Consider the following 20,511-nt stretch of genomic DNA (forward strand, 5'->3'; position numbering starts at 1 on the left):
AAGAAGGTAAAATTTGGGGTGTTAATTTCTTAAAATGGAACGTATAGTCTTCTACGACGGCCAATGGAACGAAATTTACCCCTAGTAGAACTGATGAATACGAACACTGATCCTTCTGTAACGAATGAATCCGGCCCGTGTCCCGTGGTTTTGCCGGTGATTGAAGAACAGCTGAAGGTTGATACGCAGCTGGAAGAAACGGGTCGCGTAACCGTGAGTAAACGCGTGCATGAACACGAAGAACGCGTGGAACTTCCCCTTACGCAGCAACAGGTAAAGGTAGAACGCGTACCCATCAACCAATACATCGATACGCCTCCAGCGGTACGGTACGAAGGTGAAACCATGATTGTGCCGGTGGTGAAGGAAATCCTTGTTAAACGCCTGGTACTGGTGGAAGAAGTGCGTATCACCAAAGAAGAAGTACAGACCACTACTCACCAGCCCGTCACGCTGCGACAGGAAGAAATTGTAATCACGCGTAGTACCGGTCCGGAAGCATAGGTTTCGTATTCATCGGAAAGGATTCCATCACAACCCAAATGTAAGAAACATGTCAAAGACTGTTATTGGCCTATTTGATACGGCCCTGCAAGCACAAACGGCTGCTGCTCAACTCATCCAACGCGGATTTTTAGAAGAAAACGTAGATATTTCAGCTTCAGCTACGGGTAGCGTAGACGCTACGACCACCACACACGAAAGCGATAACGATACAGGCATCGGCAATTTCTTTAAGTCGCTTTTTGGTAGTGATACCGACGATGCCGACAAATATTCACACGTAGCCCGTCGGGGTTCGATTGTCACGGTACACAATGCATCGGATGTACAGGCTCGTCTGGCATCGGATATTCTGGATGAACACGGAGCCGTGGATATCGACGAAAAAGCCAATGAATATGGTTACGTAGCCACAACGGCTACCGGTTCAACGCCTTATCCAGCTGACTATCAACCTACGGAAGATTCCTTAACGGTTGATTCTTTACCGCATCATGCGACCTCTGACATTGCCAGAGATGAATTTACTGCCGACAATCAGGCCGCTTCTGCCAAGGTCATCGAAGAAAACCTGCAGGTAGGTAAACGTAGTATTGAAACCGGGGGAGCCCGCCTCCGCAGCCGTATCGTAGAACGATCGGTCGAAGAAAACGTCCGTCTGCGTCAAGAACGCGTGGTAGTCAATCGCACACCCGTGGACCGTCCGGCAACTGATGCGGATTTTGCAACGTTCCAGGAAGGCCAGATCGATGTGGTTGAACACGCCGAAGTACCCGTTGTCTCGAAAGAAGCCCGGGTCGTGGAAGAAGTTACCTTAGGCAAAGAAGTGGATGAACACGTAGAAACCGTCCGTGATACGGTCCGTCATACGGAAGTAGACGTTGACACGTTGAATACGAATGAACGTGGGGTGTCTCGTAATCTCTAACAGCCTACAAATGATGTACAGGATTAATTCAAAAAAGGCTAACCAAACGTGTTAGCCTTTTTTGGGTCCAGTGAACCTTAAACCCGAAGTATGGAAGCCATTGCCCAAACGAAAACGAGTCCGCGTACGTGGGAACAAACCGTTGCCAGCTTAACCCGACTTAGTTATTTAACCAAAGGAATTTTATACGGCTGCGTAGCCCTCTTTGCCATCCAATTTGCCCTGGGGCAACGAGGCCCGGATCCCGGACGAAAAGCCGTTTTGCAAGAATTCATCAAAACCGACGTAGGAGCGTTTGTATTGGTCTTAATGGCCCTATCCTTAGCGGGCCACACCGTCTGGCGAATGACTGAAATCTATTTTGATCCGTATAAGAAGGGCAAGGGTGTACTGGGCTGGATTTACCGGCTGAATTACTTCCTCAGCGGCCTTACGTATACGAGTCTGGGGATAACGGCAGTAAAACTTTTAATGGGGCATGCAGATGATCAAAATCAGAAGCAGCTTTGGGTTTCCAAGGTATTAATGGTCAAAGGCGGCGACTGGCTCATTATCCTCGTGGGTGTTTTTCTCATGCTTTGGGCAGGATTACAGATGTACAAAGGCATTTCAGGCACTGTCTACAAGAGTTTGAATAAAGAGGCTTTCCCTACATGGCTCCATGGCTTTCTTTGGGTGTGTAATCTAGTGGGCTTTCTGACCGTGGGTGGCATACTGGCCTCCACAAGTTGGTACCTGATTAAAGGGGCCTGGAAAGAAAACCCGCACTGGGTCATGAATATGGATGACCTCATTAAATCACTGCAAGCTTTTCCCGGCGGCCAGTGGATTCAGATGGCTACCGCTATAGGCTTAACCTGTATGGCTCTATTTATGCTGGCCATGGCCCGGTGTTTCCCCATCAAAACGACGTCTTCGCAGGCCTGTTAATTGCCCGTCTCCTGATGCGGAGCATCAACGGGTTTGGATTCGGGTGAACCTTTTTGCCGAAGAAAAATGGACAGAACGACGATAGAAAACACCGATAGAAACTCACTCTGCCAGTTTTGAAAAGATTGAAACCAGAATTCACTCGATCCCAGAAATTCACCTAAGCTCATAAAGTCAGCTTTCCCTTGTAGTTGCTGCTCTTCATTATGAGCCTGTACCCCACCGATGGCGTGTAACACAAACGATAGTCCAAAGAGTACGAAAAAAGCCAGACTTAGGGAATTCTGATACAACTTGAGTAGTATACCCCCTTTTCGGACGGGCCACGGTGCTCCCGGACGGGTCGGTGAAGGCTCCCGGTCTACTTCCTCTTCTTCGGTCAGGCTTTTGGACTCAGACGAGCCCTTCTGGTACAACGATACCGTTAGCAACACATACAAGGCCATCTGGAGAAATTCGCTTTCCCAGTTTTCGAAGACTGATTCTATGCAATGGCCACTACCGAAGTATTGGCCCAGCGTAAGTGGGTTTTGGCCAAAATCCTGTCGTTCATTATTTAAATCCTGCCATCCCGTAAGCAGGTGTGCGAATAAGGTAAGGAGAGTAATAAGGGCCAGGATTAACGATAATCCATTTTCCCGAAAAAACTTTTTCATAGGTGGCTGAAGTAACAGTTTAGACTCCGCAAGAAGGCAATAAAAAAGAATGCCAATTTTTTAGCTCAACTTACGGCAAAAAGGGTACCTTGTATTCTTAATAACCATCCCTTTTGGCCTTTCTACGTACCTGAATCTGTTTCTGACGTATATTCGGGCAAAAAAAAGCTCGATGAAAGGTTTATTAACCCTTGCATTTCAATTCCTTTTCTTTCTTTCCTACGCTCAACAGAATCTGGTCCCCTACGTTCGCCCCCTGATTGGTACCGAAAAAATGGGTCACACCTTTCCGGGAGCCACGGTACCCTTCGGAGCCGTTCAATTGAGTCCGGATACGGATACCATTTCTTACGAACGCAATGGCAAGTACAATGGTGATGTGTACCGATACTGTGCGGGCTACAAGTACGAAGACAAAACCATTGTGGGTTTCAGTCATACGCATTTCAGCGGGACGGGTCACTCGGATTTGGGCGATTTTCTGGTGATGCCTACGCAGGGACGGCTTCAGTTGAATCCCGGCGTGGCTTCCGATACCAAAACTGGTTTTCGTTCAGCCTTCTCTCACGACAATGAAGTAGCCGAGGCTGGATACTACCGGGTGAAGCTGGATGACGACAACATCCTCGCCGAATTGACAGCCACCAACCGCGTGGGCGTACATCAATATACGTTTTCAAAATCGGACGCTTCGCACATCATTCTGGATATGATGGCGGGGATTTATAACTACGACGAAAAAGTAGTCTGGACCTACATCCGGGTGGTGAACGATACGCTGGTGACGGGGTACCGTCATACCAACGGCTGGGCTCGTACCCGGACCGAGTATTTCGCCATGACCTTCTCCAAGCCTTTCAAATCCTACGGTCAGCAGAACTTCGATAAGCCGCAGGTGTACCGGGGTTTCTGGCGGAAGTTTGATCAGAATCATAATTTCCCTGAAATCGCTGGGAAACGTCTTCGGATGCACTTCGATTTTGATACGCAAGAAGGTGAAAAGATTAAGGTGAAAATGGCACTCTCGCCCGTTAGTCAGCAAAATGCCCTGGAAAACATGCGGGCGGAAGCGACTCACTGGAATTTTGATGGGTACAAAAAACAGGCTCAGTTGCAGTGGAATCAGGAACTGAATAAAATCCAGATCGAAGCTTCGGAAAACGAGAAAATCAATTTCTATACCTCACTGTACCACACCTTCATTAACCCAACGGTTTACATGGACGTTAATGGCCAGTACAAAGGCCTCGATCAGGATGTTCATAAAGCCGAAGGCTTCACCAACTACACGACTTTTTCTTTGTGGGATACCTATCGGGCTTTGCACCCCTTCTTCAACCTGGTACAGCCTAGTCGTAACAACGACATGGTGGCTTCAATGATGAAGCATTACGACCAGAGTACGCTGAAAATGCTACCCGTCTGGTCGCATTACGCCAACGACAACTGGTGCATGAGCGGGTATCACAGCGTTTCGGTATTGTCCGATGCCATCATTAAAGGCGTGTACAAGGGCGATCCCATGAAAGCCCTGGAGGCCTGTATCGCCACCTCCAATCACCGCGATTACGAAGGCATTGGAGCCTATATCGACCGGGGATATATTCCGGCGGAACAAAACGGCACTTCCGTATCGAACACGCTGGAGTACGCCTACGACGACTGGGCCATTGCTCAGCTGGCGAAGAAACTCGGACGGTCGGATGTCTACGAAACGTATCAGAAACGTGCTCAGAATTGGAAAAACGTCTTTGACAACTCCATTCGATTCATGCGTCCCCGTCTGGCAGATGGTTCCTTTAAAAAAGACTTTGATCTGCTCAGTACGCACGGACAGGGCTTCATTGAAGGCAATAGCTGGAATTTCAGCTTCTTTGTACCCCAGGACCCGCAGGCTCTGATGCAGGCTATGGGGGGGGCAAAAATCTTCGCGGCCCGACTCGATACGCTATTTTCCATGCACCTGCCCGATCAGTTTTTCGCCGAAACGGAAGACATCACCCGCGAAGGAATTATTGGTGGATACATTCACGGCAATGAACCGGCTCACCACGTGGCTTATCTGTACAACTGGGCCGGACAGCCCTGGAAGACGCAGGCCCGCGTACGGATGATTCTGAACATGCAGTACAAGCCCACTTCCGACGGCCTTGGCGGTAACGACGACTGCGGTCAGATGAGTGCATGGTACCTGTTTTCATCGATGGGTTTCTATCCCGTCGCTCCGGGATCGGAGGTGTATGCCCTGGGTAGCCCGCTGGTAAAGAATGCCAAAATTCAACTGGAAAACGGCCAGAGCTTCACCATTGAAGCCATCAACCAAAGCGACAAACACGTATACGTAGAGAAAGTGCTGCTAAACGGTAAGCCCGTCACCAACTGGCAGCTTAGCCACGCGGATGTGCTGAAAGGCGGAAAGCTGACTTTCTACATGTCCACGAAACCTGCTCGGAAATAATCGGAATCGGGGCTCATCCGTGAACGAATGAGCCCCGATTTTTTTCTGGTGTGGCAATCGTTTATTTTTGAAACGATCTAACTGTATTACTACGCGTATTGCCATGTCATTAAAAGTAATTGCCTTCGATGCCGACGATACCCTCTGGGTAAATGAACCGTACTTTCAGGAAACCGAGCGAAAATTCTGTGCGTTACTGGAGGATTTCCTACCGCATCACACCGTTTCTCAGGAGCTTTTCAAAACAGAAATCAATAACCTATCCGTGTACGGCTATGGCGTGAAGGGTTTCATGCTGTCGATGATTGAAACGGCACTGACGGTTACGGATTATAACGTCCGGCCTGAAGTGATCGCCAAAGCCATTGAATACGGCAAAGAATTACTACAAAAGCCCATTGAACTGTTGGACGGCGTGCAGGAAACGCTGGCCTCGCTCAAAGATTCCTACCGATTAGTCGTAGCCACAAAGGGGGATTTACTGGATCAGGAACGGAAACTTAAAAAGTCCGGACTGGAGCATTTCTTTCACCACATCGAAATCATGAGTGACAAGAAGGAGGCCGATTACCTGAAACTCATCAAGCACCTTGACATCAAGCCCGAGGAATTCATGATGATTGGCAATTCAATTAAATCGGATGTATTACCCGTGCTGAACATTGGTGGACACGCCATTCATGTCCCATACCATACGACGTGGCTGCACGAACAGATCGAACATACCTTGGAACACCCCAATTTCCGAACCGCTAAGCACCTCAACGAATGCGTGGCCTGTATTACTTCACTATAATCGACTAATAAAAAAGGACCTTCGTAGGAAGGTCCTTTTTTATTAGTCGATTAGTCTATTTTGTCCGTCCGCCTAACCAGAATAACCCATCCAGGATGAGCTGATTCTGAATTTCGTTTTCGAACGTGAAGGAAAGTTCTTCGTTCGTTTTGTGCTCGTAATCCAGGTCGTTATGGCCCATGTTGACGTAGAGCATTTTGTATTTCTTGTTTGTCCACACGACCGGATAATAGCCGCTTTTCCAGATTTCATTGGGTTTCGGGCCCGTTCCTAAGGGAAAGCTTTCCGGATCGATGGAGAGCAAAATCTGAATATTCGGATTTTTCCGTAGGTCATTCTTCCAGCTGTACCACTCGTTGGGCGAGGAGGTAAAGGTTTTGGGCAGGTTTTTAGTCGCCGGATGTTCCGCATTTTCTACTTTTAATACTGCCTCCGTGGGTCGCCAGGTATTGCTATTGTATTCACCCGAACCTAAAAACTGCTGGTGGTACCAGGGCCAGTTCTGGGGATACTTCGAAGGCGTCAGGGCAAACGCCGAAAAGTGAAAGCCCAGCCACGCTCCGCCTTTTTCCATGTACGTTTGAAAAGCCTTTCGCTGAGCCGGGGCTTCCGGACGGGTATCCAAGAAAATCACTACCTTATAATTGGCCAGAAAACCAGCATTAAGGTTAGCCCAGTTGCTGGTCGAATCGTACGTAAACGCGTGTTGTTTAGCTACTTTGGTAAACCAGCGATTGGCTTCATGCACGAAGCTTACATGGGCAGGATCATTCTTAGCCGTGTAAAAGGCGATGACTTTAAATTGCTGAGCCTGTGCAGTAAACGTCAGGATGCTAAACAATACGAGTAGCATGGCATACCGGATCGTCAGACTCAGTGACTTGATCGTGTTCATGGAAGTAAATAAACGACTTTTAGGAATACGGGTGGCGTTAAATCAGAATTTGTTTGAGGAATGCACGGCTACGAATTGTAAAGCAACCATAACCGATATACGTTAATGCTACAGCAATGGTTTTTTAGTGAAAGCCCTGGCTGACAAAGTTTAGTACTTCTGGTAAAGCCGTTCGCCAGTAGATCCAGGTATGGCCCCCATCACGTACCCGAAACTGATGTGGAATATTCCGATCCAGCATCGCCGCGTGCAGACTCATGTTTCCCTTGATCAGGTGATCGTCATCGCCGCAATCTACGTAAAAGCGAACGGATTTTAGTGCGTCAGGCGACGTAGTTTCCAGGATTTTAAAAATGGAGTTCTGATTCCAGTCCTTGCTCAATCGTTCTTTCCCTTTTTGCTGCGTAGGATATACGTTGGTGAAGCGGCGTTTCCAGTCGGCTTCGGGCATGGCCACTACCTCGGCATCCGTGAAAACCGCCGCACTCAGCGGAGCCGCCGCTGAGAAAAGTTCGGTGTGTTTGCTGGCCAGCAATAATGTACCGTATCCGCCCATCGACAAACCCGCAATAGCCCGAAACTGTTTGCTCGTACGGGTTCGATAGCTAGAATCAATGTGGGGAATCAGCTCGTTTACAAAGAAATCTTCGTAGCGGTTCTTGCCATCCGCACTGTTCACGTACCAGCTTTTACCGGCATCGGGCATCACGATGATCATGGGTGGAACCTGTCCGGAAGCCATCGCCTGACTCGCAATCGTTTCCACGTCGCCCATCTGGGTCCAGCCCGTTTCGTCATCGCCGAAACCGTGCAATAGGTACAAGACCGGATATTTTCGACTGCCTGCTTCGTACCCTTTGGGCAAAAACAAACTATACTGCACCGGACGGCCCAACGTTGTACTGGATAGGGAAAGGCTCTCACGGAGGCTTCCCCGCTGAGCGTATGACTGAATACTTAGACTAAGGAAAAGAAGAACTAATAACTTTTTCATACGGCGTACTTCTACAGAAACGCACAAAATTCGTCATTTGAACCATTTTTCCTGAATTACGTAGAGGAAAATTAATAGTGGACTCTTAACCATCGTAAGATCAGCTTACGATTAAGAAAATTCCCCTTTTTTAATTGTTGTGAAGTCAGGCGTGAGTTCATAATTTCTAAAGGATCTGAAGTACTCGTTTTCTTAACCTACTGTTGAAGCTTTTTCAACGAGTCCTGACCTGCTTTATTTTTAAAATCCGTAATGGTTTTTCCGTCATACCGGTACACCCCGTGTATCGAGCCAAACCAGATACTTCCATCCTCAGCTTCCAGAATCCCACAAAGCATTTTTTCTATCGACATGATTTCAGTTACCGTGGGCTTTTGATTGGACAGGGACTTCTGATCATACCGGAGCAATTTCCAGGCCCCGACCCCATTGGGCTGTACGTCACCGGTCGTCCAGAGATTTCCTTTTCTATCTTCGATAATCGCCGACGCACCACGCTGATTTATTTTGGTAAAGGTGCTCCCGTCATAGTGCCAAAGACCAACACTAACGACCAGCGTAGCCCCTTTTTTCGCTTTGATGATTGTTGCCCCAAACCAAATATTACCGTGTCTATCTTCGGTGATACCCCAAACGTTAGTAAAGGCTTTCCCCTCTTTCGTTCTAGGCACGGTAAATGTTTTTCCATCGTAAAAACAGGCCTCGCCTCGGGTACCGATCCACAACTTCCCGGTTTTGTCTTGCATGATCGTCGTGATGTTGTTGTTGGGAAGTCCTTCTTTCGTAGTAAAATTTCGAAACGATTGCCCATCGGCCTGACTGGGGTCATAACGACTTACGCCTCCTCCCGTAGCAAACCAAAGGATGCCGGCTTTATCTTCATACATAGACGTAACTGCATTATTGGCAAGTCCCTCTTCGGTAGTGAAATGCTGAAAAGATTTTCCATTAAATCGATACACCCCTGCATCGGTGGAAGCGAACCAAAGGTTTCCCTGCCGATCTTCCAGGACATCCCAGAACCGGTGTGAGCCTATCCTAGTAGTGAGATTTGTAAAACGTTTTTCAACGACCCGTGTAGAATCGTACCGAAACACACCACCCCGTGCAGCCGCAATCAAAATGGTGCCATTGCTACCTTTTCTTACATTACGAACCATAGTGGTAGGTCCGTAGGCTGTAACGGTGTCCTGGGTTTCGGACTTGACACCCTCTACTCCTCTTTGATTTTGTCCACAGGAAATGAGAAAAACAGCGAGTAACAGTAAAGCATATACGCGGGAGTAGTGCATCATTTTTTTAACTAGTAGTAGAAAATTTCGTTTACATCCGTTCCAATACCTGATGGGCCGGGCACCGCTGATCGTTTAACTACTGAACCGTTTACCGGATACGAGCTGAGTACATTATCTCTGCATGCCAAGCGCATAAGAACTTATTTTGTGTTCAGCCTTCCCAAACCTACCGCGTGAGGATGTGACAAGCGTTAATCGCCTGTAAAAAAGTGTTAACGAAATGTAAAACCTGAAATTCATCCCCTCTTGAGGCCTATTTTTGATCGATGAGACACGTAATACTTACCCTGTTACTTCTGCTATTTATCCGTCTGCCTGGTTACAGCGAGGGGGGAAAGATGTTGGTGACCATGCGGAAGATCGGTCACGAAGTATTGTTGGCCTCGGGCGATTCTACGTCCTGGGTATGGCCCATTGAAGCGGTGGATGATCGCACATTCCGGATCCGGTTTGAGCGTCCCTTTGCCTTCACACCCGCATCCCTGATTGAGATCATCCAACGTCATGTATCAGAACTGGATTATCTGGTAGAAATCAAACAGGAGCAGTCAAACACCGTAGTTTATAGCTATGAAGTCCGTCAACCATTCCATCGAAAATCGGTTGCCTGTTTAAGCCGAACACCACCCCCAGGGACCTACAGCATCCAAATCAAGTTTGCTGAACCACCCGTCCAGGCGGCTTCCATAACTAATACTCTACCGTTTGCCTGGCTTCTTCTGCCGATTTTACTAGTCGGGTTCGGCTGGCGTTTATTCAGACGGGAAAGGCCTGCTCCGGCCAAACCTGTAATACCCACGACGTTAGTACACTTAGGCCCGCTTACCTTTTGCCGCGAAACGCAGATGCTACACTTGGGCGATGAACGCATTGAGCTTTCGGCCAAAGAGTCCAAACTACTGAACGTATTCGTTGGTGCTCCCAATACGGTGATTGATCGGAGCCAGCTTATGGAACAGGTTTGGGAGGACGAAGGCGTATTCGTAGGGCGTAGCCTGGATGTATTTGTATCCCGACTGCGAAAAAAGCTACAACCCGCCCCCACGGTACGCCTTGTGAATAGTCACGGCAGAGGATACAAGCTGGAAATTGACTCGCCTCATGGTTAAGTCTAGCTTTAGGCAGCTACCCGTACTAATCACCTTGGGAAATTAGATTACATATAAAATGAGCCGTCTCACGAAAGCAGCGTTTCGTAAGACGGCTCATTTTACCCAAAAGAACGAAACCATCTAACGGCGCACTAAAAACGGTTCGAGTTTTTCGGCCAGCCGTTCGTAGCCCTGTTCGTTGGGGTGTAACCCATCGGTAAACCAGGCTTCGTTGATTTTCCCATCGGGTTGTAAGAGGTTAGTGCCGGGTTGCAGGAAGCGGATATTGAGTTCACCCGACCGCTGGGCAAAGTGCTGATTGAGGCGATGTACGCGTTCTTCCTGACCTCGCCGGGGCAAAATGCCGATCCATACTAATTCGGCCTGTGGCTGTCGACTTTGAATGGCTTTCATCAGAAAAACCAGTCCGTCGGTAATTTCCTCATCCGTATTTCCTTCCAGATTGTTAGTACCGATCATTACCAGTACCTGTTTGGCCTGATAGCCGTCGAGTTGACCGTGATATACCCGCCAGAGTACGTTTTCGATCCGATCCCAGCCGAAGCCAAGGTTCTGTACTTTTCGTGGCTCCATCAGCCGATTCCAACTCGAAGCTCCCTGCACGATTTTAGTTTTGGGCTCGCCGCCCCAGAAGTGCGTAATGGAGTTGCCCAGAAAAACGATTCGCGGCGGGTGGGTTTTGAGCCGTTCCAGCACGTCACGGTGACGCGTTTCGAAGTCGTAAAAATCCCGGGACTGACTTTTGGGGATCGTCGTAGAAAGGGTGCCCACGGGTTCGTTCAGAATGGACCGGATGATCCGTTCGTAGGCCTGCGCGTACTGCTGCATGCCCAGATCCGAAGGGTGCGTACCATCTACCATGGCATCGGGATTCAGGTTCAGGGCGGTTTTCGTGAGCAGATACACCGAACCTTTCATCTCCGCCTTCAACTCCGCGTACGCCTCCTGCATGACGGTATTCACTTCCGTCACCAAAGCGGCCCGTACGGGATTGCTATGTCCATCCGTATACCCCGCGTGTTCGACGAGTAAAATGGGTACGGTTGGTCGTTTTTGTCGGAGCGTACGAACGGACTGGAGAATTCGCTTTTTGACTTCCGCTGGTTTTACATCGGTCGTACTAATCAGATTCGGTAGGCAGTCGAGTACGTAGAGGCGAGCATCGATTTCACTAATCAGGTTGATCAGTTCGGGCTCCAGTTTTCCATTGCCGGAAAATCCCAGGTTCAGTAAGGGGTGGTCCATTTGCCGTTCCAACTGGGCCGTCCAGGCCATGCCCGGTCGGGAGGCACAGGCTCCCTGAGCAATCGAAGTTCCGTAAACGACAATCGGTTTTTCAGGACGCAAAGCCAGTGGTGTGAGTGTTTTTCCTTCCGGTATTCCGACTTCCAGCCACTGAACCGACGTATACAACGGCAAATACAGACGATACTCCTGGCCTTTTTCACTCGTTTGCAAGCTGGTGTACCGATACGTAATCGTATCACCAAAAGCGTACTTCCCGTTGCACCACCAGAAATCGCCGTGGGGACTGCGAGCGTACAAATCGACACCACTCACACCCGTAGCAGGCATGTGCGGCAAGGCCTGATTGCCTTTGATCTGGTAACGAATGGTAATCTGATCACTGTTGGATTTGAAGCGAATGAACAGTCCTGCCGATTGACGCGACAGATTCCATACGGCCGGGCGTACCTGCTTTTCAGCCCGGCCCGGCAATCGATCATAAGGTTGCTTTAATTCCTGGGTCCAAGCTTGCCCCTCGATGACGGGAAACGCATGACGGGCGGGATTCCACCAAACCAAAGAAGACTGAGCTGCGAGACAGAGTACTTGAAAAAACAGAACAAGAGTTAACGGCAATCCTTTCTTAAGCATACGGAAGAGGTTAGAGCCGTAAATATAAAAGGCTTTGTTCTTTCCAAGTCTTGAAAGATTGTCGTAACCTAAACAGACTCTCCTAGCCTAGACTGGGTATGGTCCTGCTTAGTAGCGGGCTAGTGGCCCATGAGCCTTCCAGGCTGGAACTCTCCGTAACTGCCTAGCTTAGCTCAAGGCCACCGCATTGCTCCACCATGGAATGGCCACCATGGAATGGCCCCCATGGAATGGGCAAGACAGGTTACTCCGTTGCCCTAATGGAATGGCCCAGCCTGGAAGGCTCACGGGCGGGAGGGTTGTCATTTTCTGACAATAATTATTTATTGATGGTTTTAAGTTGGAAGTCGTTTGGCATTTACAGATTTCTTCATGGACGACGTAAACCCAATCCCCGTCCCTATGCATTCCATGCGGGGCATGGGATGCATAGGGATTAAAAACCAACCTTGTATAGGGAACGAAATACTAACCCTTTGATACTAGTTACTCGAAACTAGTTGCTTGGAGTCTGATTATCAACGAAAAGAACATTTATCTTAGCATGTCAGCCCATCTTCCTAAAACAAAACTTACCCATCACATGACTTTAATCTCCGCTTCCCTAAATCGTACCATCAGCCGGGTAAGCAATTGGCTTTTGAAGTTTGCCTCGACATAAATATTCGTCACCCAAGCCAGTATTTTCAGTTCGATACTGTCGGCGGCAATGGCGTTGACCAGCACTTCGGGCGGGATGTTTTTCAGGGAATCGTTTAGCTTGCCGATTTCGGTTTCCACAATTTTAGTCACCTTCTCCAGATCGGCGTCGGCATTTACCTTGAACGTAAGCTCCGTTTTCAGGTACGAATTACTCAGCGTCCAGTTCACCAAACGACCCGACAATAAATCACCGTTGGGAATGACGACGACCGATCCCTGCGGGGTCAGCATTTTGCTGGAACGAATACCGATGTCCTGTACTTTCCCCTTCTTATCGGCCAGTTCTACGTAATCCCCAATCTGGAAGGGTTTTTCAAAAATCAGGATGATACCGGATACGAAGTTGTTCACGATATTTTGCATCCCCAGACCAATCCCGACCGAAAGAGCCCCCAGTACGACCGTCAGTCGGTCCATCGGAATCCCTGAAGCCGTAATGGCCATCAATACCCCCAGAATCAGGATCACCAATCGAATCAGTACCAGCTTGGAGCTTTTACGTTCGGTCTTGTTGTCAAACGTAACGCTCGATTCGCCGAACAGTACACCGATATGCTTCTGCAGCAGATTCGCTACATAAACGATGACACCAAACAGCAGGATATTCCCCAGGGTGAAGGTCACGCTACCAAATGTCCGGGTCTTGGTCAGTATTTGTTGCAAGAGAGCGAAGACACCCCCTGCAACACCCAGATTTATAAAAAATACCAGTACCCATAGAATGATGGCAACCACCGTCATCGCTCGTCGGAAGGCAGCTCTGGAACGCGGAATGCTTACCCGGGAGAAGATCCCTTCGGAGCAGGCACTTAGCTTGATCTGTAATTCAAGGGCATCGGAAAGAATCTGAATAAATACATCCAATCCCACCATCTGAATCAAGCCAATGACGGCTGTCATACTGTATACTTTCGCCAGACTTACCCGGCCAAAAATGTTCAGGAGAATCGCCAGTGCATTCAAAACCAGGTAAAGAATAACCACCGGTTTAATCAATCGTTCCTTCACCGGCGTTTGCTTGAGCTTGCGGTAAATAAGCATCCCGAGATACAGGAACGTACCATTCAAGGCCAACAAGCCCAGGCGTAAGTAGAGCGAATCATTCAGTAGTGTATTGACGACAATCAGCGTCATATACAAGCCTACCAACATGAGCCAGTGCTTGCGGTCCTCTCCCTTGACAATATTTTTTAGACTGATGGTTAAGCAAACCAACAGGCAAAACTGGGTCAGCTCAATGTAAAGCGAGGGTGAATCTGGCTCAAACAGCGGTGGCAGGTTGAACAGTACAATAAGGGTGGCCAGAATCGGCACGGGAGTGATGTGCTGAAATTTTAAGTCCCCCAGTTTTTGCCGCAGTTCGAGCTTACGGGCCTTTTTAAAGTTTGAATATACCCAGATGAAAAAGGCCGCCGCCGTTAGCAACAGTAACACGCGGTTATCCCAGGCCGAATTGAGAAAATAGCTCAGGATTTTTTTCTGGCCCTGGTAAGACGAACTGACAATTCGCTCGACGTTGGTTCGATCCACCCGATTAGGAGCTTCCCAGAGGTAGGGCGACTCCTTGGAATACACGTTTTCGCCGGAGGTTCGGAGCTGCTCCTGCACCTGATTTTGCAGGTCCGTAACGGTCAGACTTAGAGCGGACACGTTAGCCAGCAAGCGACTGATGGTATCGAGTTTGGCCGTAGTCCGCTCGCCCGAGCGTTGTAAACGGATTTTCAGTTCGGTCAGCTGAGCGGTATAGAGTTGTTTCTCGGCAACATCCGTTTCCGTTACCGTAAGCAGGGAGTCCTGACTTAGACCGATGACCTGATTAGCCCGTTTTTGCAAATCGTTACTGGCCTTGGACAAACTATTTTGCCAGGCCGTTAGCCGGGTCTGAGCATCTTTTAAAATAAGGCCGTAACTCTGTAAATCTTTCGCGTGCAGAGTCGAACCCGAAGTAGCCAGATCCGCTTTAATCGGATTAATGGAAGCTTCCGCCTCTTCCAATCCCTCACGAATGCGATTAACACCGTACTCTTTCTTGTTGGCGGCGTTAATTTCCGTAATGGCCGCCTGGGCCTTCTGAATTTTGAAAAGTAATGTATCCGGAATGGCATGAGCCGAGTCGGCCAGTATGGGTACCTGCTCTTGAGCCAACACCGGAAGTGTACTCAGCAACAGGAGTAGGCCTAGCCAATAACTTTTTTGTGGTTTCAGGAAAAAAAGATGCACTAACTTCATCATAAGCAATACGGTATAAATGAATGAATCTCGATGGGGTAGCTAATTGCTACCCGGAGAATAGCGTCACAGCAGCTTTTGGGTACCTACTGTACGCTGGCGGGCGATGTGTTTTCGCAAAATTATTGTTCCGGCAGAGGGGGTTGCCAGCTTTTCCCCAGTAATTAGCGTTAATTCCCACTCATAAAATTTGCTAAAATATTTACGTTTTAATATTTGTCTGAACCTGTAAATCCGCTCGTTATACGAGATAGACTCTAATTCTGAAGCTTTCGACTCCTTCCTTCCCGTTTCAAATTAAGCTTAACGATTTTTCGCTGTAACGCCAGCATCCGTTTCGTGGAAACGTTTCCAGTCCTTCAAAAAAAAATCCCGAAAGGCTATACCTTCGGGATGCTCCATTCAACGCTATACCCCTTCTTTTACGTCAAGGCAGACGAGGTTAAGACCCGGCTTACCTCTTTCTGATAGAGGCGACCGATGGGTAATTCCAGCCCGGCTACTTCCAGATGCGTGGGCGTATAGGCCTTGATCTTGTCGATAGCCACGAGGTACGAACGATGAATCCGCAGGAACTCCCGCTGGGGCAGGGTTTCTTCCAGAGCACTCATGGATTGTTTGACCACCAGCGGCTTTTCGTTTTGCGTAATTACCTTGACATAATCTTTCAGGCTTTCGATGTACAGAATATTCTTCAAAAACACTTTCACCATTTTTCGATCGGCCCGAAAGTACAAAAAGGCATCCTGACTGGTTACACTCTGCTCTTTCTCCACCGGTAGAGGCAGCGGTTTCTGATCCGGCCGTTCTACTTTGGCCACTGCCCGTAAGAAGCGGTCGAAGGCAATGGGTTTGAGTAAGTAATCCACCGCAGCGAGGTCGAAGGCATCCACCGCAAACTCGGGGTGAGCCGTTGTAAAAATTACCTGAGGCGGATGGGGCAGACTTCGCAGCAAATCCGTACCCAGTAATTTCGGCATGTGTATGTCGAGAAAGAGTACATCCACGGGTTTTTCCTGCAAAATCCGAAACGCCTGGATAGCGTTGGAGCAGGATGCCACCACTTCAAAGCCATCCAGTCCTTCCAGATACGATTCCAGAATTTCCAGGGCGGGGGGTTCATCATCTACTAATAAACAGCGAGTCATAGACAGAAGGCGACAGAAGGTTAAATAGGAACGGTGCTTTTGGTTTCCACCCGGGTTACGCTCGAATGGAGTGCCAGATTAAGTATAATCAGAAAGGTGTCTTCGGTTTCCACACATCGTAATTCATGGGTGTTCGGATACAGCAAATCCAGACGTTTGCGAACGTTTTGCAGGCCGATTCCACCCATACCGGGAGGCATCTCCTCCACATCACGGCTATTGATGAGTTTAAAAAACAACTGATCATCCTGCACGTACAGATCCAGACTAATCCAGGCCTGATCGAGCTGGGTACTAGTGCCGTGTTTGAAACTATTTTCCAGAAAAGGAATGAGCAACAGCGGTGCAATATTTTTGCTGGTGTAGTCTCCACTAATTTGCAGGGAAACGTCCAGCCGGTCACCGTATCGCAATTGTTCCAGCTCGATATAATGCTTTAAAAAGTGAATTTCCTTTTCCAGCGGTACTTCCTCGGCATTGCATTCATAGAGCATGTACCGAAGCAGGGACGAAAGTTTGAGAACGATCTCCGGCGAACGCGGGGAGTTTTTCAGCGTTAAGGCATACAGATTATTCAGTGTATTAAACAGGAAGTGCGGGTGCAGCTGCGATTTGAGTAACTGTAGTTCAGCTCCGAGTTTCTCCCGTTGTACCTGACCAAACGCTTCCTGCTGCTTCACTAAGTTCTTCATAATGACGATGGCCGCTACGAATCCGCCAATCGTGGTACCACCCCGTACACCCGCGAGTAATCCGAGTAAAATACTGTGGCTTCGAAACGGAAACTTAATGATGGCCCGGTAATGCCGTAGCACCAGTTCGCCCACGGCAAAGGCCCCTACCGCCTGAACAATGATGATTCCAATAAAACCCAACAGAAAAAATCCAAATTGTTTCGTGTAGAAAAAGCGGGGTATCAGCCAGTAAGCCAGCAGATAGGCAAACACCGCGTGCGAAAAAATGGTAAAACAAATGGCTTCGATCAGGGTCAACAGAAACACCTGCATATCCGGTGTTTCCACGCCCCGCATGTTCACGGGTAGGTAAATCAGGGTAGAAAACAGAATCCAGCTCATCCAGAGCAGCAAGTGCCGCCGGATCCGGTCCTGGGGTTTGGTAGAAAAAATGAAATGATAGCCGAAGGTAGATTTCATGGTCAACTAAAGATTCCTAAATGCGTTTTTCGTTGCACGGGTTTCTCTGAAATTTAGCTGAATGCCAGTGGAATTCCGCCCAGTGAACCGATTTTTCTACGAACGACGGGCTTCCGTCGCTGAATGACTTTTACCGACGATGAATACGCTCCGTAGACTCAAACGCTGCTCTCTGACCTACGAAAGCAGCTACCGGGCTATTTCCTCCTCTAGACCATTTTCACGCTGTTATTTTTGAACCGTCCATCAACGACTAATCCATCAGCTATCAACCTTCATTTATAATCGTCATGAAAAAGCAACTAGCAACCCTGTTCTTTTTAGCCCTACTTGGCACAGCCGCTCAAGCTCAGAAAAAGGAATTGCAGCCTAAAACGGGCTTTTGGGTAGTAGAAGACAACCTTCGTACGAAACAAGGCTCCATCGTTCGCTTCTACGCGGAAAATGGAACCTTGATTTACGAGGAAAAACTCGAAGATCTTCGGCTAAATATCAGTCGAAAAAAAGTAGTCAAACGACTCGATGCAACCTTGATCCAGGTTCTGAATCGCTCTCGTACCCTACCCTCCCTGCCCGAATCTGAGAACTACGTAAAAGTGGCTTTCAAGAAGAATTAAGTACATTACCTCATCATAAGTAAGCAAAAAGCTCGTTCAGTGAACGAGCTTTTTCTCCATCTGCACTTCTTACTTTTAACTAGTTAATGGGTCTGTAACTGGATGAGCTCGTTTTTGATGTAAAGGCCCGCTGGTGTCAGGTGTTCTCTGGTCCATTTCCCATTCGTTGGAGCACCAGGTTGCAAGAGGGCCGTCGTTTCTTTCTTGTCGGTGATATTCCAGTTCACCCAGCTTAGTCGATGCTTTTCCATCCAGTTGAGCCAGATTCGGTTTTGTTCCCGATCAAATTTACCGTCGCCCGAAGACTCGCCCACACCCCATTCCGTCACCATTAATGGGAGACCCAGTTGCATGGCCTTTTCCGCCTTGGCCCGCAAGCCATCCTGGTGGTAGGGTTCACTGGCGTAAAAGTGGAAGGAGTACGCTAGATTCGTTTGCCCTTTGATCGGGTCAGCGGCAGCCACATCCACGTCCTGATCCCAGTGGGGACTGCCTACGATGATCAGATTCTTCGGATCATAGGTCCGGATTTCCCGGATCACTTCCTCCGAGTACGCCTTGATCACCGGCCAGGTCTGCCGCTCAGGTTCATTCCAGATTTCGTAGATTACCTGTGGATTACCCGCGTACCGCTGAGCCATCGCCCGAAAGAAAGCCTTGGATTCCTGCAAATGTTGTTCGGCATTGTGATCATGCCAGTCAATCAAAATATACACCCCATTTTTGATCGCCTGATCCACGACGCGGGTAATCAGAGCCATTTGTGCTTCCGGCTGTTGCAGATAGCCCGAATCGGGTTGTACCGCCATGGAAGCCCGCAACAGGGTGGTTTGAAAATCCTTACATAAATGATCTACGACGTCCGTGTTGTAGTACTTCCGTCCACCCCAGACACTCCAGGAAAAACTAATCCCCCGCAATTGGGGCGGCTGGCCATTTTTATCGACGATCTGATTTCCTTCGACCCGAAGGGCTCCGTGCTTTTGCACGGGGGTTTGACTAAATAAAGGAATGCTGAGTCCTAACCAAAGCATGCCGGCCAGACCAATACGATTGAATACGTGCATACGCTACAAAATAAACCCTCATGCTGGCTTTTCACAGAAAAGCAGCAGGAGGGCAAATGGGAAAAATCTTTACTTAACCAGAATCAGATCGTCGAAGTAGAACGTCTCGTCTTGTTTGTCGGGGCCTTTGATCCGGAAGCCGATCTGTTTGAGCGTTTTACCCGCCGACCAGAAATCCATATCCGACAACTTGATTTTGAAGTACGTCCAGGTGTTGGCTTTCACGTCGATTTTGTTTTTCTCGATGTATTCTCCAAAACCTACGGAGGCAGCATCCGTCGTCAGGTACAACGTGTAATCAGCGGACGCTCCCTTGATATAGCCCGAAACGTAAGTGTACGCAGACGAATACGCGAGGCCCGGCATCGAAAACCCGATCAGGTGCCAATTGCCTTTCTGGAAGTTTTTACCCACTGAAGCTGTTCCCGACTTGAATTCTTTCGTGCTGATCGCCGCCGCATCCCCCCAGGAGGCATCGGTTACCCCCGTCGCGTACGCATCCAGGAAGATAGGATATGCCTGCTCCACATTGACGAATTCCTGAGTAGTCTTCATCAGACCCGTGGTATTGGTAATATCCAGCGTGGCCCGGCCCACGGTCGTCGTGGGCATTTCGAGCACGAGTTTCTTTTTCTCTTTGGATACGATTTTAGCCGCGATGGTGGTACCCGAAAGTTTCACCGCCGTGACGTCTTCGAGGTTATTACCCGTCAGTGTTACGGTTGTTCCTTTGGTGAAATTGTAATTGGAAACGTCCGTAATCGTCGGGTAGGCCAGCACCCGGAAGGGTACGGTTACCGTCCGGCCTTCGCTGTTCGTAAACGTAATATTCTGTACCCCACCCGCTGCTTCATCGGGTACGCGGAAAATGAGAGCATTTTCTGTATTCAGTGTCGGCTGAAAACCCGCCGCTACACTTTGTTTCTCAAAAACAATCGCCCGCATATCACCCAGTCCGGTTCCTTTCAGGGTTACTACCGAACCGCCCGAAGCGGAGTCGGGGGTAATGGCGGACACCACGGGATTACCGGGTTTTATCTGCGGTCTTCCATCGGTGTCTTCAGTGCAGGCATTCAGTACGAAGCCCGCTCCCAGCATCAGTAAGGGCAAAGTCGCCCGGGTAAAAAAAGTAGGTATGTTCATTGCTT

17 protein-coding genes are annotated in these 20,511 nt (G+C 48.7%); 7 read left to right on the top strand and 10 right to left on the bottom strand.

Annotated features, from left to right (window positions below; all coding sequences use genetic code 11):
- The first annotated feature begins 93 nt into the window (after positions 1-93).
- The 3 genes from C5O19_RS19530 to C5O19_RS19540 all read left to right on the top strand — a co-directional run bounded on the left by C5O19_RS19530 (position 94) and on the right by C5O19_RS19540 (position 2,362).
- The gene (locus C5O19_RS19530) at positions 94-504 is read left to right on the top strand and encodes a YsnF/AvaK domain-containing protein (protein ID WP_104715190.1); all 411 of its coding nucleotides are present in this window, start codon (positions 94-96) and stop codon (positions 502-504) included.
- Positions 505-553: 49 nt separating this feature from the next.
- Entirely contained in the window at positions 554-1,432 is an 879-nt protein-coding gene (locus C5O19_RS19535; protein WP_104715066.1) for a YsnF/AvaK domain-containing protein, read from the top strand.
- A gap of 90 nt (positions 1,433-1,522) precedes the next feature.
- Positions 1,523-2,362 carry a DUF1206 domain-containing protein gene (locus tag C5O19_RS19540; RefSeq protein ID WP_104715067.1) on the top strand — a complete coding sequence of 280 codons (840 nt, stop codon included), beginning with the start codon at positions 1,523-1,525 and terminating at the stop codon, positions 2,360-2,362.
- On the opposite strand, the gene C5O19_RS19545 is transcribed toward C5O19_RS19540, so the two are convergent.
- Positions 2,359-3,018 (bottom strand): DUF6766 family protein, encoded by a 660-nt coding sequence (locus C5O19_RS19545; protein WP_104715068.1) that lies wholly within the window; start codon positions 3,016-3,018, stop codon positions 2,359-2,361. The genes C5O19_RS19540 and C5O19_RS19545 overlap by 4 nt on opposite strands.
- A 172-nt stretch (positions 3,019-3,190) precedes the next feature.
- Here C5O19_RS19545 and C5O19_RS19550 point away from each other — a divergent pair, with 172 nt between their 5' ends.
- Positions 3,191-5,476 carry a GH92 family glycosyl hydrolase gene (locus C5O19_RS19550; RefSeq protein ID WP_104715069.1) on the top strand — a complete coding sequence of 762 codons (2,286 nt, stop codon included), beginning with the start codon at positions 3,191-3,193 and terminating at the stop codon, positions 5,474-5,476.
- A gap of 103 nt (positions 5,477-5,579) precedes the next feature.
- On the top strand, positions 5,580-6,272 hold the full coding sequence (locus tag C5O19_RS19555) for an HAD family hydrolase (protein ID WP_104715070.1): 693 nt from the start codon (positions 5,580-5,582) through the stop codon (positions 6,270-6,272).
- Between the two features lie 55 nt (positions 6,273-6,327).
- Here C5O19_RS19555 and C5O19_RS19560 read toward each other — a convergent pair whose 3' ends face one another.
- The 3 genes from C5O19_RS19560 to C5O19_RS19570 form a co-directional block, all read right to left on the bottom strand.
- The gene (locus C5O19_RS19560) at positions 6,328-7,167 is read right to left on the bottom strand and encodes a ThuA domain-containing protein (RefSeq protein ID WP_104715071.1); all 840 of its coding nucleotides are present in this window, start codon (positions 7,165-7,167) and stop codon (positions 6,328-6,330) included.
- A 124-nt stretch (positions 7,168-7,291) separates the two neighbouring features.
- On the bottom strand, positions 7,292-8,161 hold the full coding sequence (locus C5O19_RS19565; RefSeq protein WP_104715072.1) for an alpha/beta hydrolase: 870 nt from the start codon (positions 8,159-8,161) through the stop codon (positions 7,292-7,294).
- 197 nt (positions 8,162-8,358) lie between these two features.
- Positions 8,359-9,456 carry a ligand-binding sensor domain-containing protein gene (locus tag C5O19_RS19570; RefSeq protein WP_243406449.1) on the bottom strand — a complete coding sequence of 366 codons (1,098 nt, stop codon included), beginning with the start codon at positions 9,454-9,456 and terminating at the stop codon, positions 8,359-8,361.
- Positions 9,457-9,722: 266 nt separating this feature from the next.
- Between C5O19_RS19570 and C5O19_RS19575 the strand changes: the two genes are divergently transcribed.
- Entirely contained in the window at positions 9,723-10,565 is an 843-nt protein-coding gene (locus C5O19_RS19575) for a winged helix-turn-helix domain-containing protein (protein ID WP_104715073.1), read from the top strand.
- Between the two features lie 123 nt (positions 10,566-10,688).
- Here the strand turns inward: C5O19_RS19575 and C5O19_RS19580 are convergent, their stop codons facing one another.
- The 4 genes from C5O19_RS19580 to C5O19_RS19595 all read right to left on the bottom strand — a co-directional run bounded on the left by C5O19_RS19580 (position 10,689) and on the right by C5O19_RS19595 (position 17,679).
- Positions 10,689-12,446, bottom strand: a complete 1,758-nt coding sequence (locus tag C5O19_RS19580; protein WP_104715074.1) for an SGNH/GDSL hydrolase family protein — start codon at positions 12,444-12,446, stop codon at positions 10,689-10,691.
- 579 nt (positions 12,447-13,025) lie between these two features.
- On the bottom strand, positions 13,026-15,380 hold the full coding sequence (locus C5O19_RS19585; protein WP_243406450.1) for a mechanosensitive ion channel domain-containing protein: 2,355 nt from the start codon (positions 15,378-15,380) through the stop codon (positions 13,026-13,028).
- A 419-nt stretch (positions 15,381-15,799) separates the two neighbouring features.
- On the bottom strand, positions 15,800-16,525 hold the full coding sequence (locus tag C5O19_RS19590; RefSeq protein WP_104715075.1) for a LytR/AlgR family response regulator transcription factor: 726 nt from the start codon (positions 16,523-16,525) through the stop codon (positions 15,800-15,802).
- Positions 16,526-16,545: 20 nt separating this feature from the next.
- On the bottom strand, positions 16,546-17,679 hold the full coding sequence (locus C5O19_RS19595; protein ID WP_104715076.1) for a sensor histidine kinase: 1,134 nt from the start codon (positions 17,677-17,679) through the stop codon (positions 16,546-16,548).
- A 290-nt stretch (positions 17,680-17,969) separates the two neighbouring features.
- On the opposite strand from C5O19_RS19595, the gene C5O19_RS19600 reads away from it, so the two are divergent.
- Positions 17,970-18,296, top strand: a complete 327-nt coding sequence (locus tag C5O19_RS19600; RefSeq protein WP_104715077.1) for a hypothetical protein — start codon at positions 17,970-17,972, stop codon at positions 18,294-18,296.
- An 83-nt stretch (positions 18,297-18,379) separates the two neighbouring features.
- Here C5O19_RS19600 and C5O19_RS19605 read toward each other — a convergent pair whose 3' ends face one another.
- Together C5O19_RS19605 and C5O19_RS19610 are read right to left on the bottom strand one after the other, a co-directional pair.
- Positions 18,380-19,363 carry a glycoside hydrolase family 5 protein gene (locus C5O19_RS19605; protein WP_207766474.1) on the bottom strand — a complete coding sequence of 328 codons (984 nt, stop codon included), beginning with the start codon at positions 19,361-19,363 and terminating at the stop codon, positions 18,380-18,382.
- Between the two features lie 69 nt (positions 19,364-19,432).
- On the bottom strand, positions 19,433-20,506 hold the full coding sequence (locus C5O19_RS19610; RefSeq protein WP_104715078.1) for an IPT/TIG domain-containing protein: 1,074 nt from the start codon (positions 20,504-20,506) through the stop codon (positions 19,433-19,435).
- Positions 20,507-20,511: the final 5 nt, after the last annotated feature.

Source organism: Siphonobacter curvatus (assembly GCF_002943425.1).
GTDB classification, from domain to species: domain Bacteria; phylum Bacteroidota; class Bacteroidia; order Cytophagales; family Spirosomataceae; genus Siphonobacter; species Siphonobacter curvatus.

Bases quoted from the DNA above. Each gene is read 5' to 3' on its own strand.
- C5O19_RS19545 (WP_104715068.1), bottom strand. From the start codon at position 3,018: ATGAAAAAGTTTTTTCGGGAAAATGGATTATCGTTAATCCTGGCCCTT.
- C5O19_RS19535 (WP_104715066.1), top strand. From the start codon at position 554: ATGTCAAAGACTGTTATTGGCCTATTTGATACGGCCCTGCAAGCACAA.
- C5O19_RS19610 (WP_104715078.1), bottom strand. From the start codon at position 20,506: ATGAACATACCTACTTTTTTTACCCGGGCGACTTTGCCCTTACTGATG.
- C5O19_RS19560 (WP_104715071.1), bottom strand. From the start codon at position 7,167: ATGAACACGATCAAGTCACTGAGTCTGACGATCCGGTATGCCATGCTA.
- C5O19_RS19590 (WP_104715075.1), bottom strand. From the start codon at position 16,525: ATGACTCGCTGTTTATTAGTAGATGATGAACCCCCCGCCCTGGAAATT.
- C5O19_RS19605 (WP_207766474.1), bottom strand. From the start codon at position 19,363: ATGCACGTATTCAATCGTATTGGTCTGGCCGGCATGCTTTGGTTAGGA.
- C5O19_RS19575 (WP_104715073.1), top strand. From the start codon at position 9,723: ATGAGACACGTAATACTTACCCTGTTACTTCTGCTATTTATCCGTCTG.
- C5O19_RS19585 (WP_243406450.1), bottom strand. From the start codon at position 15,380: ATGATGAAGTTAGTGCATCTTTTTTTCCTGAAACCACAAAAAAGTTAT.
- C5O19_RS19580 (WP_104715074.1), bottom strand. From the start codon at position 12,446: ATGCTTAAGAAAGGATTGCCGTTAACTCTTGTTCTGTTTTTTCAAGTA.
- C5O19_RS19600 (WP_104715077.1), top strand. From the start codon at position 17,970: ATGAAAAAGCAACTAGCAACCCTGTTCTTTTTAGCCCTACTTGGCACA.
- C5O19_RS19595 (WP_104715076.1), bottom strand. From the start codon at position 17,679: ATGAAATCTACCTTCGGCTATCATTTCATTTTTTCTACCAAACCCCAG.
- C5O19_RS19565 (WP_104715072.1), bottom strand. From the start codon at position 8,161: ATGAAAAAGTTATTAGTTCTTCTTTTCCTTAGTCTAAGTATTCAGTCA.
- C5O19_RS19540 (WP_104715067.1), top strand. From the start codon at position 1,523: ATGGAAGCCATTGCCCAAACGAAAACGAGTCCGCGTACGTGGGAACAA.
- C5O19_RS19570 (WP_243406449.1), bottom strand. From the start codon at position 9,456: ATGATGCACTACTCCCGCGTATATGCTTTACTGTTACTCGCTGTTTTT.
- C5O19_RS19555 (WP_104715070.1), top strand. From the start codon at position 5,580: ATGTCATTAAAAGTAATTGCCTTCGATGCCGACGATACCCTCTGGGTA.
- C5O19_RS19550 (WP_104715069.1), top strand. From the start codon at position 3,191: ATGAAAGGTTTATTAACCCTTGCATTTCAATTCCTTTTCTTTCTTTCC.
- C5O19_RS19530 (WP_104715190.1), top strand. From the start codon at position 94: ATGAATACGAACACTGATCCTTCTGTAACGAATGAATCCGGCCCGTGT.